This is a genomic window from Crossiella sp. S99.2, assembly GCF_023094165.1.
In the GTDB taxonomy this organism is placed as follows: domain Bacteria; phylum Actinomycetota; class Actinomycetes; order Mycobacteriales; family Pseudonocardiaceae; genus Crossiella.
In genome coordinates this window covers 189,819-202,948 of the sequence record NZ_JALMDK010000019.1, presented here as the reverse complement: position 1 = coordinate 202,948, position 13,130 = coordinate 189,819, and the positions used below count along the sequence as shown (strand labels likewise).

General features: G+C 70.1%; 9 protein-coding genes. 4 read left to right on the top strand and 5 right to left on the bottom strand.

Going from position 1 to position 13,130, the window contains the following annotated elements; translation table 11 throughout:
* The first annotated feature begins 339 nt into the window (after positions 1-339).
* On the top strand, positions 340-2,445 hold the full coding sequence (locus MZC64_RS43620) for an amidase (protein ID WP_247765243.1): 2,106 nt from the start codon (positions 340-342) through the stop codon (positions 2,443-2,445).
* 44 nt (positions 2,446-2,489) lie between these two features.
* Here MZC64_RS43620 and MZC64_RS43615 read toward each other — a convergent pair whose 3' ends face one another.
* Positions 2,490-4,094, bottom strand: a complete 1,605-nt coding sequence (locus MZC64_RS43615) for an alpha/beta hydrolase (RefSeq protein ID WP_247765244.1) — start codon at positions 4,092-4,094, stop codon at positions 2,490-2,492.
* 78 nt (positions 4,095-4,172) lie between these two features.
* On the bottom strand, positions 4,173-4,994 hold the full coding sequence (locus tag MZC64_RS43610) for an SMI1/KNR4 family protein (protein ID WP_247765245.1): 822 nt from the start codon (positions 4,992-4,994) through the stop codon (positions 4,173-4,175).
* A 101-nt stretch (positions 4,995-5,095) separates the two neighbouring features.
* Between MZC64_RS43610 and MZC64_RS43605 the strand changes: the two genes are divergently transcribed.
* The 3 genes from MZC64_RS43605 (at position 5,096) to MZC64_RS43595 (ending at position 8,445) form a co-directional block, all read left to right on the top strand.
* Entirely contained in the window at positions 5,096-6,334 is a 1,239-nt protein-coding gene (locus MZC64_RS43605) for a sugar efflux transporter (protein WP_247765246.1), read from the top strand.
* Entirely contained in the window at positions 6,331-6,834 is a 504-nt protein-coding gene (gene msrA, locus MZC64_RS43600) for a peptide-methionine (S)-S-oxide reductase MsrA (protein ID WP_247765247.1), read from the top strand. Before MZC64_RS43605 ends, msrA begins: the two co-directional genes overlap by 4 nt.
* Positions 6,835-6,945: 111 nt before the next feature.
* Positions 6,946-8,445: an alpha/beta hydrolase gene (locus MZC64_RS43595; protein ID WP_247765248.1), complete on the top strand. Its 1,500-nt coding sequence runs from the start codon at positions 6,946-6,948 to the stop codon at positions 8,443-8,445.
* An 81-nt stretch (positions 8,446-8,526) separates the two neighbouring features.
* Here MZC64_RS43595 and MZC64_RS43590 read toward each other — a convergent pair whose 3' ends face one another.
* From MZC64_RS43590 to MZC64_RS43580, 3 genes are all read right to left on the bottom strand, one after another.
* On the bottom strand, positions 8,527-8,703 hold the full coding sequence (locus MZC64_RS43590; RefSeq protein ID WP_247765249.1) for a hypothetical protein: 177 nt from the start codon (positions 8,701-8,703) through the stop codon (positions 8,527-8,529).
* Between the two features lie 84 nt (positions 8,704-8,787).
* On the bottom strand, positions 8,788-9,048 hold the full coding sequence (locus tag MZC64_RS43585; protein ID WP_247765250.1) for a PASTA domain-containing protein: 261 nt from the start codon (positions 9,046-9,048) through the stop codon (positions 8,788-8,790).
* 63 nt (positions 9,049-9,111) lie between these two features.
* Positions 9,112-13,116, bottom strand: a complete 4,005-nt coding sequence (locus MZC64_RS43580; protein ID WP_247765251.1) for a type I polyketide synthase — start codon at positions 13,114-13,116, stop codon at positions 9,112-9,114.
* Between the last annotated feature and the right edge of the window lie 14 nt (positions 13,117-13,130).

Sequence of the window (13,130 nt, the reverse complement as noted above, 5' to 3'; positions counted from 1 at the left end):
CCAACTGGTACGCCCGCTTGGGCAAAACCGGCGTACCAGTTGGCCCAACTCGCCGGAAGATCGGCACGCCAGGGCGAGATCGCGACCGGAGTCGTACCAGTTCGGCCAACTCGGTGTACGACAACGGCCAACACGCCGGTGGGTGGCATCGGCTTGACCAGGTAAAAGGCTGGATCGAGCCTCTGGCTTCTTGCCTGTTTCTCTTGTTGGGGCGAGTATCGGGTCAGGGGGGTCGAGTTACCTGGGGTATTCAAATACCGAAAGAGCGGTGACAGCGAAGATCAGCATGCTGGAGCGTGGACGGTGGCCCGCCCGCCACGTTTTCGCACGGAGGAACACATGCACGTTCTGCGTACCCGGGCGCGCGCGATCGCCGCGCTCGGGGCCGGGCTGGCGCTGGTGGCCGCGGGGTGCACCGGCCCGGATCCCGCTCCCCCACCGCCCAAACCGTTCGTGCTCGCCGAGGCGAGCATCGCGGAGGTGGGGCGGGCGCTCAGTTCGGGGGCGCTCACCAGCGTCGAGCTGACCGCGATGTACCTCAACCGGATCCGGGCCTACGACGTCAACGGGCTCCGGCTGAACTCGGTGGTGGTGCCCAATCCGGACGCGCTCGCCGAGGCCGCGGCCGCGGATCAGCGGCGGGCGACCGGCAAGCCGCTCGGGCCGCTGGACGGGATTCCGTACACGGTCAAGGACAGCTACATGGTCAAGGGGCTCACCGTGGCCTCCGGGTCGCCCGCGTTCGCCGATCTCACCGCGAGCGGGGACGCCTTCACCGTGCGGAAGATCCGCGAGGCGGGCGGGGTGCTGATCGGCAAGACCAACATGCCGCCGATGGCCGCCGGGGGCATGCAGCGCGGGCTGTACGGCCGCGCGGAGAGTCCCTACAACGGCAACTACCTCGCCGCGGCCTGGGGTTCGGGGTCCTCCAACGGGTCCGCGGTGGCCACGGCGGCGAACTTCGCGATGTTCGGCATGGGTGAGGAAACTGTCTCTTCCGGACGGTCGCCTGCCTCGAACAACGGGCTGGTGGCCTACACGCCCTCGCGCGGGGTGCTCTCGATTCGCGGGAACTGGCCGCTGTTCGCGGTGATGGACGTGATCGTGCCGCACACTCGCGGGGTCGGTGATCTGCTCACCCTGCTGAACACGATCGCGGTGCACGACGAGGTCACCACCACCGACTTCTGGCGGGATCAGCGCGCCGTCGAACTGCCGCCGGTGGACAAGGTGCGGCCCGCCGACTACACCGCATTGCAGGATCCGAACTCGTTGCGCGGCAAGCGGTTTGGTGTGCCGAAGATGTACGTCGGCGAGGATCTGGGTGGTACCGCGCCGATCGAGGTGCGGCCGTCGATCCGGACCTTGTGGCAGCAGGCGGCCGAGGATCTGCGCAAGCTCGGCGCCGAACTTGTGCCAGTGGACTTCCCGGTGGTGCACAACCTGGAACAGGACCGGGTCGGCGCGAAACCACCGCACGAACGCGGTCTGCTGCCGGTGAATCTGCTGGAGGTCATGGCCAGGGTCGACGCCTACAGCGCGGAGCGGTTCCTCAAATCGGTCGGCGATCCGAAGCTGACCTCCTGGACCCAGGTCGACCTCAACAAGGTCTTCCCCAACCCGCCCGGCTCGGTGGATGCCAAGGAAGGCGTGGACAACGCCGAGTTCTTCCGCAACCATCCGCTGCTGGTGGCCGCCGGGGTGCCCGGTCAGTGGAGCGAGATCTCCGGACTGGCGGAATCCTTGCAGGGACTGGAGAAAACCCGCAAGGCGGACTTCGAGGACTGGCTCGCGGCGCAGCGACTGGACGGGGTGGTGTTCCCGGCCAACGCCGATATCGGCCGGGCCGAGTCCGATGTGGACAAAGCAGCCAACGTCGAGGCGCTGCGCAACGGGGTGCGGCTGTCGAACATGAACCAGCACCTGCGATTGCTGGGCATTCCGAGTGTGTCGGTGCCGATGGGCCTGATGGCCGACACCCGGATGCCGGTGAACCTGACCTTCGCCGGCCCGGCCTACCAGGACAACAGCCTGCTGGCCTTCGGTTACGCCTACGAGCAGGCCACCCGGCACCGGGTGCCGCCGACCCGATCGGCCCCGCTGGCCGATGAGACGGTGGAACTGGCCAAGAGTCCGTTCCCGCAGCCGGGCAGGCGCACCGAGCACAACGCGCCGCAGGTGACGCTCGCGGCCGAGCTGGGCGGGGCGGGGTTGAAGATCACCGGCTCGGCGACGGATTCCGGTGGGGTGGCGCAGACCCGGGTGTACGTCAACGGGGAGCGGGTCGCCACCGGCGGGGACGAGCGGTCCTGGACGGCGGAGATCACGGTGGACAAGTACCGCCGTCCCGGCGCTTTCCAGGCCAAGGAGCTGCTGGTGCTCGCGGTGGTCAAGGACCGCGAGGGCAACACGGCGGTGCAGACCACAACGGTCAAGCTGGGCTGATCCCGGTCCGGGCCCTGCCGTGGCCGGCAGGGCCCGGTGTCGGGTCACTGGATGCCGCTGGTCTCCAGTCGGCGCACGATCCCGGTCGCCTGCTCGACCAGGTTCGGCTCGGTCAGCGGGATCTGGGTGGCGCCCGCGGTGTCCACCGGGATGTCGGCCGGCTTGTCCACGCCTTCACATTCCGAGCGGGTGGCCGGCAGGATGCCGTCGACCAGGTAGCGGTTGACCGCGTTGTCCACGCAGGCGCCGCCGCTGCCGTACTGGCCGTGCTCACCGTCGTTGGGCACGCTGATCAGGTGGTGCCGCAGGGTTTCCGCCATCACCACGCCGTTGGGGTAGGCGGTCTGGGTGTCGCCCTCGGCGTGCACGACCAGCCCTGTCGGGTAGGCGGTGCGGGTGATCCGGGGCAGCGGTTCGGTGCGGGTGAAGCCGCGGAAGGCGCAGTTGGTGGGGGCCAGGAAGGACACCGTGTTGCCGTAGGGGTGGGTGTCCCGCCACTGCCGCATGTCCCGGTAGTACTGCTGCTGATCGCTCGGCCAGTCCCACTCGCACAGCACGGCCTGGAAGACACCCGGGTTGGTCGGCTTGATCAGCGAGCGCTTGGCCAGTTCCAGCAGGGTGGCGGTCTCCTTGGCCAGCTCTGGATTCCCGTTGCCGGACAAGGAGTCCAGCAGCTCGCGAACCTGCCGGGAGAAGCCGGCCCAGACCGCGCGGTAACGCGTGTAGAAGCCGGTGAAGAAGTCCAGGTCCTTGACGGTGGCCAGGCCGCCGACCGGCTTGGTGGCCAGCGCGGCCGCGATCCGGTCCAGCCCCGCGCGCACCTGGGCCGGCGTGCTGCCCAGCTTGAAGGTCTTGTCCCGCGCGGCGGTCCAGGCGGCCCAGGAGTCGAAGTTGAACTTGATCGAGTGCGCCGAGTCGATGTCCTGCTCGTGCCAGGTCTTGTTCGGGTCCATGGCCGAGTCCAGGACACTGCGGTCCAGCAGACGCGGGAACAGGGTGCCGTACATGGCGCCCAGCCAGGTGCCGTAGGAGTACCCGAAGTAGTTGATCTTCTTTTCGCCCAGCACGCCGCGGATGACGTCCATGTCCCGCGCGGTGTTGCGGGTGGTCACCTGCCTGCGGTAGTCCCCACCGGCCCGCATACAGCCGTCCTCGACGTCCCTGGCGGCCGCGGTGAAGTTGGGCAGCTCCGCCTCGGTGGGCCGGGTAGGCAGGGGCAGGTCCAGCAGGCTCGACTCACAGCGCAGCTGGGTGGAGGCGCCCACCCCGCGCGGATCGAACCCGATCACGTCGTAGAGCTGGGCGACCGGCTGGTTGGCGAACCGGTTGGGCAGCCCCAATCCCGACCCGCCGGGCCCACCCGGGTTGACCAGCAACACCCCGCGCCGCTTGGCCGGATCCTTGGCCTTGAGCCTGCTGATCGCGACCTGGATCCGTTCCGCGCCGGGCTTGGCGTAGTCCATCGGGACCACGATCGTCGCGCACTCCAGGTTCGCCGCGGCCGCGCACTGGCTCCACGTGACCTGCTGCTCGTAGAAAACCTTGAGCTTGCTGGGCACCGCCTCCGCACCGGCCACCGCCGGTAACCCACTCGCGCCGAGCGACGCCACTGTCGCCACGGCCAGCACGCTCCACTGCCTCAACCGCACACCGATCTCCCTGTCTGCTGTGGAGGATCGATCCTGGCTTGGCGAGCAGGCGGGCGGCAGGGCGATGTGACCGGGGCCTCAGTGCACCGGGTCCGGCCCCCACATCGGGTAGGCCCAGGTGTCCGGGTCGCCCAGCCCATGGGCGCACAACCCGGGACCGCGGCCCACGAGTTCGGCGACCAGCAGTTCGGTCAGCGTGCCGGGGAAGACCTCGCCGGTGTCGGAGTCGACCAGCGGCCAGGCCGCCGGATCGAGCCCACTGGTGTCCCAGCACAGCTGCTGGCGCCCTTCGCTGATCAGGCAGGTCAGCAGCCCACCCGGTGCCGGGTGCACGCGGTAGCCGTCGAGGTCGTCCAGGAAATGGGCGTGGTCGCGGTGCACGGACACCAGTTCTTCCGGCGGGGAGGGGAACAGGCCGTTGAGCACCGGCTGCGAGCCGTACTCCTCGAACAGCAACCGGTAGTCCGGCGGCAGTGGGCACCCCAGCTCCCGCTCCAGCGCGGCCCAGTCGTAGCGGTGCCCGCCACCGGGGCCGATGAGGGTGCGCAGCTGGGCCAGCGGATCACGCGGACCGGGCAGCCCGGACAGCACCGGCAGGTCGAGCTGACCGGCGCCCAGTCGGCGCAGGAACTCGGTGGTGCTGAGGTTCAGCTGCTGCACGCCGTGCCCGGCCACCACCACCAGCCAGCTCACCGGGTCCGGGTGGATCGGCAGCCACCAGCAGGTCTCACCGGTGTCGAACACACCCCACAGCAGGGCGTCGGGGTGCGGCGGGGAGTGCCGGGACTGCTCGGCGGCCAGGTCCGCGGACGCGAGCAGGCGCACCCCGGCCACCGGGCCTGGGCCGTGTTCGGTCAGCAGTGCGCGGTAGTCCTCGGGCCGGACCGGAACGGAGGTCATGCCCGGATCCTGGCAGCCCACCCTGACAGCGCGGCCGGGGCATCGCTCACATCCTGAGAAACGCGCTACGCCCCGCCCACCGCGCCGGTGAGGATGATCGGGTGAGTGTCACCAGCGAGGCCAGCGCACCCCCACTGACCTTCCGCACCCTGCTTCCCCTGGCCTCGGTCAGCATCTCCGTCGGCCTGGCCGCCGCCGTGACCCTGCCCTTCATCGGCCTGTTCCTCACCACCCAGATCGGCGTCGGCCCGGTCGAACTCGGCGCGTTCCTGCTGGTCTCTCCGTTGGCGGGACTGGTGGTAAGCGCCTTCCTCGGGCGCTGGTCGGATCGGCGGGCAGTGCGGCGGAACCTGCTGGTGGGCGGGGCCGTGGCGGGGATGCTCGGGTCGCTGGTCTTCGCGGTGGTGCGGGACTACTGGGTGCTGCTGGCGGTGTCGGTGACCTTGCTGGCGATCGCGTCCTGTGTGCTGGCGCAGATGTTCGCCTATGCCCGGCAGGCGGTGGAGCGGACCGGGTCGGCGCGGGCCCCGGTGGTGATCAGCAGTCTGCGCACGGTGATCTCGCTGGCCTGGGTGGGTGGGCCGCCGCTGGCGGCGTTGCTGGTGTCCTGGACCGGGTATGTCGGGCTGTACCTGGCCAGCGCCGCCTGTTACGCGCTGGTGGCGGTGTTCGCCTCCCGGTTGCCCGAACTCGGCGGGGTGAGCGCCCCGGCGAAACGGGCCGAGGCGGCGGGTGGGATCGCGCGGCCGCAGGTGGTGTGCGCGGTGCTGGCCTTCGCCGCGTTGCAGGGCGCGTTGTCGCTGGGAGTCAAGGCGTTGCCGTTGTTCGTGACCACCGATCTGGGCGGCACCGAGGCGGACGCGGGGCTGATCCTGGGGTTGTGCGCGGCGCTGGAGATCCCGTTGATGCTGTGGTTCGGGGTGCTCGCGGTGAAGCTGGACCAGCGGCGGCTGGTGCTGCTCGGCGCGGTGGTCGCGGTGGTCTACCAGTCGGTGATGGCGGCGACCCTGGCCACCTGGCAGGTGGCGGCGGCGCAGGCGCTGAACGCGGTGGTGATCTCGGCGCTGATGGGGGTGGGCATCTCCTACTTCCAGGCGCTGGCGCCGGACCGGCCGGGGTTCACCACCACGCTGTACAGCAACACGCTGACCGTGGGCGGCATGCTGGCCGGGCCGCTGCTCGGACTGGCCCAGACCCTCGGCTACCGCAGCGCGTACCTGATGAGCCTGGGCCTGGCCGTGCTCGGAGTGGTGCTTCTCGTCATAACCGGCATCATCGGCAGACGTGGGAACGTTGTGCCTGGTGAGTTGGACCAGCGAGAGAGCGGAGCGAGCAGATGACCGCGGCGAGTGAGAAGGCTGTCCTGGCCGGTGGCTGTTTCTGGGGCATGCAGGACCTGTTCCGCAGGCACCCGGGCGTGCTCGCCACCCGGGTCGGCTACACCGGCGGCGAGGTGCCCAACGCGACCTACCGCAACCACGGCAACCACGCCGAGGGCATCGAGATCGTCTTCGACCCGGCTCAGCTGAGCTACCGCCAGATCCTGGAGTTCTTCTTCCAGATCCACGATCCGAGCACCCGTAACCGGCAGGGCAACGACATCGGCGCCAGCTACCGCTCGGCCATCTTCTACACCGACGAGGCGCAGAAGCAGGTCGCGGAGCAGGTCATCGCCGAGGTGGACGCCTCCGGCAAGTGGCCGGGCAAGGTGGTCACCGAGGTGAGCCAGGCCGGGGACTTCTGGCAGGCCGAGCCGGAGCACCAGGACTACCTTGAGCGCTACCCGAACGGCTACACCTGCCACTACGTGCGGCCGGAGTGGCAGCTCGGCGAGCGGTGACCCTGGTCTTACCCTGATCTTCCTGGCGGTGGGATCCGATCATCGGCAGTATGGGCGTGTGTGAGAACCGTTACTAAACACACACGTGCGAAACGTCCGGGTAACCGAGCATTGCTCACGTTTGTCGCGGGCGCGCTGGCCGTGTCCGGTGCGGTGGTGGCACCGGGCGTGGCCTCGGCCGAACCAGCGGTCAAGCCGGTCAACTGGCAGCCCTGTCCGGGCGCGCCCACAGTGGACTGTGGCAGCGTCGAGGTCCCGGTGGACTGGGCGAACCCGGCCGGGGAGAAGATCCAGATTGGCCTGGCCCGTCGCAAGGCCAAGGATCCGGCCAAGCGCATCGGCGCGGTGCTGATGGACCCGGGTGGCCCCGGTGGTTCCGGCGTCGCCTCGGTCAAGGGTTCCGAGCAGTTCACCGAGGCGGTGCGGGCCCGCTTCGACCAGGTGGGCTTCGACCCGCGCGGCATCAACACCAGCAGCAAGCTGCTCTGCGACAGCGAGCTGGCGAGCAAGGCGACCGCGGCGCGGCACCCCACCAGCCAGGCCGACTTCGACCAGCTGGCCGCGCTGAACCGCCAGCTGCACGACAGTTGCCGGGCCAACTCGGGCAAGCTGGCCGAGCACGTGGACAACCTGAACACCGTGCGCGACATGGACGCGATCCGGGCGGCGCTCGGTGAGCAGAAGCTGACCTACGTCGGCTACTCCTACGGCAGCGTGATGGGCCAGCAGTACGCGGAGAAGTTCCCGCACCGGGTCCGGGCGCTGGTGCTGGACGGCAACATGGACCACAGCATGAACACCGCCTGGGACTTCATGCGCAGCGAGACCGCGCCGGTGGAGCAGGCGTTCATCGAGTTCGCCAAGTGGTGTGACACCACCGCGAAGTGCGCGCTGTACGGCCAGGACACCAAGAAGGTCTACGCCGAACTGCGCGCCAAGGCCAAGGCGGGCACCCTGGTCGGCCCGAACGGCAAGGTGGACTTCTACCAGCTGTCCAACTACGCCTTCGGCACCACCCGCCCCGCCCAGTGGGGCACCGTGGCCACCGCCCTGCGCGGCCTGCGCGACGGCGCCGCCACCGACAGCGCGGTCACCACGCTGGCCGGCCCGGTCGCCAACATCCCCTACCCCAGCATCTGGTGCAGCGACTGGCGTTACCCGGTGCGGAACTACGCCGAGTACCAGGAACTGCGCGACCGGCTGGACAAGCGGTTCCCGAACGTGCAGTGGTCCCCCTACGTGGACCACGCGCTGACCTGCGTGAACAGCGGCACCAAGACCACGAACCCGCAGCGCAGGCTGGACATCAAGGGCGCCCCGCCGCTGGTGATGATCGGCAACATCCACGACCCGGCCACCGTGTACGAGTGGAACGTCACCGCAGCCCGGCAGAGCGGCGCCCGCCTGATCACCTACGAGGGCTGGGGCCACACCGCGTACCGCCAGAGCGGGCCGAGCCCGTGCGTGAACGTGGCGGTCGACGAGTATCTGATCAACCTCAAGCCGCCGCGCTGGGGCCTGAGCTGCCCGGCCACCGAGGTTCCTGGCGGGACCGGGGTGGACGCGCGCGAACTGCAGCAGCCTGAGGTCGGCCCCTACCTGGCCGGCTGATCCGGAGGGTGGCCACGGACCACATGCCGGTCCGTGGCCACCGTTCCGGTTCTACCCGGCGGCGCTGACTCGCCGGGTGGTTCAGGGGGTGCCGATAGCGACGAACGCGGCCAGCACGGCGGTGTCGTCCCGCGCCTCGGCGACCTGCGTGACCGTCCAGGTCCGTGGCTCGGCCAGGCTCGCCCGCGACCGCTGCCGGCGACAGTCCCGGCACCAGCGCCGGGAGAGGTCATGCCGGTCGCAGTGGGTTGTCATCATGGCGTTCACGCCACGTCGGCGACTCGGCCGGTTGCCCGTTCTGGCCACGAATGGTGTGTTTTCACTGCGGTGCCGATGAGAAAGTCATGCCCCGCCGTCCTCCCGGAACTTCTCGAACTCGATCCGCACCACGTCCGCCCGGCGCAGGCGGTGTCCGCTCGGCGGGTCCTGGGCGGTGACCACCCAGGTGCCGGGCCAGGTCAGCGCTCCCAGTGCTGGTCCGTCCAGGTCCCTGGCGGTGACGACCAGGCCGGCGTCGTTGCCGATGCCGCGGGCGATGGGCACGGTCAGGCCGACAAGGTTGGGCACCTCGACCAGTCCGGCTGCTGTTTCCGGTCGCTCCACATTTCCTCCCTACATCGTTGGCAGCCAACAGACTTCCAGCCTCGTTGGACGTGTCCACCGCGCCTACCGGCCGGGCAGCACCTCCGGCAGCCAGGCGTGCAGGCGTTCCGACACGACGTCGGCGTGCCGGGACAGCATGGTGAAGTGGTCGCCGGGGATGGATTCCTTCCGGTGTACCAGGTCCAGGGGGAACTGGCGGTCGGTGGGATTCGCCGAGATGCCGCCGACGGCTTCCGATGCGGTCAGGTGCAGGATCGGGGCCTTGATCGGTTGCGGGTGCCAGTCGCCGAACATGCGGTTGTAGCCGCCCATGGCGCCGATCTGGCCGGTGGTGGTGGCGGTGCGGTCGTCCCGGCCCACCGAGGCGGCCATCAGGTCGCGGCGGCGGATCTGTTCCTGCATGAACTCGCTCTGGTTCTCGGTCTGGGCGACCTCGGCGTCGGGCAGGTAGGTGTCGATGAGCAGTAGCGCGGACACCGGGACGCCCTCGGCTTCCAGGTGTTCGAGCAGGCCGTGCGCCAGGTAGCCGCCGGAGGAGTAGCCGGCCAGCAGGAACGGGCGGTCGGCGAACTGGGCGAGCACTGGTTTGGCGAGCATCCGGAACAGGGCGGGGCGGTCGGCCGGCAGCGGGTTGTCGCCGGTGAAGCCGGGGGCCCACAGGGACCAGACCTCGGAGGCGGGGCGCAGCGCGGAGTGCAGGTAGGTGTAGGGCAGGTCGAGGTTGGGGAAGATCGGCGGGGTGAGTCCGATGATCAGTGGGCCGTCGCCGCCGTCGCCGACCTTGATCAGTTCGGCCAGGTCCCTGGGATCGTCCTGGGTGAAGGTGTCGCGGGTTTCGGAGACGGCGCGGGCCAGGCGCAGGGCGGCGTTGAGCTTGCCGCTTTCGATGGCGCCGATGTAGACGGCGGCCAGGCTGTCGGACTCCTGGGATGGCTCGGGCGCGTTCCCGGGAACGTTCACGGGCGCGGACAGGGTGTCTTCCTCGGCCATTTCGGCGAGTTTTTCCACCGCGAGTTCGGCCAGGTCGAGCACGGTGGGGTAGTTGAGGATGTCGCCGAGGGAGAACTCGATGCCGGTGGCCGAGGTGACCCGGTTGCGCAACTGCATGGCGCTCAACGATTCCAGGCCCTGGTCGCGGAAGGTGTCCTCCAGGGGCACGTCCTCGGTGCCGGGGTGGTTGAGCACCACGGCGACGTGGCTGCGGATGATGTCGACGAGTTCGGTCTCGCGGACCTCCTCGGGCAGTGCCCACAGTCGCGCGGCGGGCGAGGTCGCGCCACCGGCGGGCAGGGCCTGGCCGTCGGCGGTCATCCGCGGGGTTTTCCACTCGCGGTCCAGCCAGTAGCGTTCGCGCTGGAAGGCGTAGCCGGGCAACGGGATTCGCCGCGCGCCGGTGCCGGCGAAGACCGCCTGCCAGTCGATGGCGGCACCGGCGATGTATGCCTCGCCGAGGGCGCGGACAAATCGGGGCAGGCCGGCGTCTTCCCGGTTGAGGGTGCTGGTGGCGACCGCGGAAATGCCTGCGGCGTCAATGGTTTCGCTGACCGGGTGCACCAGCAGTGGGTGTGCGCTGACCTCGACGAAGATGCGGTGGCCGTCGGCGAGCAGGGTGTCGGTGGAGCGGTCGAAGCGGACCGGTTCGCGGATGGCCTGGTACCAGTACCCGGCGTCCAGCTCGGTCGCGCCCACCCACTGGCCGGTGCGGCCGGAGACCAGTGGCACGGCCGGACGTTGCGGCGACAGATCAGCCAACTCGGCGATCAGGTTGTCCCGCAAGGGTTCCATCCGCGGAGTGTGCGAGGCGACCTCGACCTGGACCCGGCGAGCCCGGATGCCCCTGGTCTCGCAGCGGGCGAGCAGTTCGGTGACCGCCTGCTCCTCCCCCGACACGGTGACCGCGAAGGCGCTGTTGACCACCGCGATCCACAGCCGGTCCGCCCAGTCGGCCATCAGCGCGCGGGCGTCGGCCTCGGGCAGCGGCAGGGTGAGCATCCCGGCCGGTCCACCGTCGAGCGCAGCCATCAGTTTTCCGCGTACTGCGGCGATCCGCATGGCCTCGGGCAGGGTCAGCGCACCGGCGGCCCAGGCGGCGGCGACCTCGCCCTGGGAGTGGCCGGCGATCGCGCCCGGGGTCAGGCCGACCTCGCGCCACAGCGCGGTCAGCGCGATCATCACGGCCACGTTGACCGCCTGCACCACCTCGGTGCGGTGCACCGGCGGCGCACCGGGCGCGCCGTGCAGCACCTCCCACAGCGACCAGGACACGTGCGGGCGCAACGCTTTCTCGCACTCGTCCAGGGTGCTGCGGAAGGTCTCCGACTCGGCGCTGAGCGCGGTGGCCATGCCTGCCCACTGCGCGCCCTGGCCGGGGTAGAGGAAGGTGACGCTGCCGTCGCCGACGGCGTTGCCCGCGATGACCGCGTGCGAGCCGCGGTGGGTGGACAGCGCGGTCAGCGCCTCGGTCAGATCCTCAATGGTACGGCCGAAAATGACCGCGCGGCAACGCAGGTGGGTGCGTGCGGTGGCGAGGGAGTGGGCCAGGTCGAGGGGATCCGGTTTGCTGCGCTCGATGTGCGCCAGCAGCGCACCTGCCTGTACTGGCAGGGATTCCGGGGTCTTGGACGAGATGATCCAGGGCAGCAGCGGCAGGGTGCGGGTGGCCGCTTGGGCTGCTTCGGGCTCGGTGTCGGCGTGTTCGAGGATGACGTGCGCGTTGGTGCCGCTGACGCCGAAGGAGGACACACCGGCGCGGCGCGGCCGTCCGGTCTCCGGCCAGGGCAGCGGCTCGTCGAGCAGGGCCAGCGCGGCGCTGTCCCAGTCCACCCGGGGGTTGGGCGCACCGGCGTTGAGGGTTTTGGGCAGCACGCCGTGCCGCATGGCCAGCAGCACCTTCAGCACGCCCGCGACCCCGGCTGCGGCCTGGGTGTGGCCCAGGTTGGACTTCACCGCACCGAGCAGCAGCGGCCGGTCCGCGGTGCGGGCCCGGCCGTAGGTTGCTTGCAGGGCTTCGGCTTCGATCGGGTCGCCGAGCACGGTGCCGGTGCCGTGGGTTTCCACCACGTCGACGTCGGCGGCGGAGAGTTTGGCGGCGGCCAGGGCTGCGGTGATCACGCGTTGCTGGGCCGGGCCGTTGGGGGCGGTGAGGCCGCTGGAGGTGCCGTCGGAGTTGACCGCGGAGCCACGCAGCAAGGCGAGCACCTGGTGGCCGTTGCGGCGGGCGTCGGAAAGGCGTTCCAGCACCACGAGTCCGGCGCCCTCACCCCAGGAGGTGCCGTCGGCGGTGGCGGAGAAGGGTTTGCAGCGGCCGTCGGGCGCGAGTGCGCGCTGCTGGGAGAACTCCACGAACAGCAGCGGGCTGGACAGGATGGTGACGCCACCGGCCAGCGCGAGGGAGCATTCGCCGTTGCGCAGGGCCTGGGCGGCCAGATGCATGGTCACCAGGGAGGAGGAGCAGGCGGTGTCGACGGTGATCGACGGGCCTTCCAGGCCGAAGAAGTAGGACAGCCGCCCGGAGGTGACGCTGGGCGCGTTGCCGATGGAGAACTGGCCGATGAGTTCCTGCGGCACCTCGGTGACCGCGGCGGTGTAGTCCGAGTTGGACAGTCCAATGAAGACACCGGTGCGGCTGCCGCGCAGGCTGGCCGGGTCGATCCCGGTGTCCGCGACGGCCTGCCAGGCCACCTCCATCAGCACCCGCTGCTGCGGGTCCATGCCCAGTGCCTCGCGCGGGGAGATCCCGAAGAAGCCGGGGTCGAAGTCGGCGGAGCCGGTGACGAAGCCGCCTTCGCGCACGTAGGACTTGCCGGGGGTGCCCGGTTCCGGGTGGTAGACCTGGTCCTCGGTCCAGCCCCGGTCGGCCGGGAACCCGGTGATCACGTCCCGGCCCTCGGCGAGCACGTCCCAGAGGTCCTCCGGCGAGGACACACCGCCGCCGAAGCGGCAGCCCATGCCGACCACGGCGATCGGGTCCTCGGCGGCGTTCTCCAGTTCCCGCAGGCGTTCCCGGGTCCGGGCCAGCTCGGCGGTCACCCGCTGGAAGTACACGAGGAGCTTGGGGTCATCGGCCATGGCAGATCAATCCT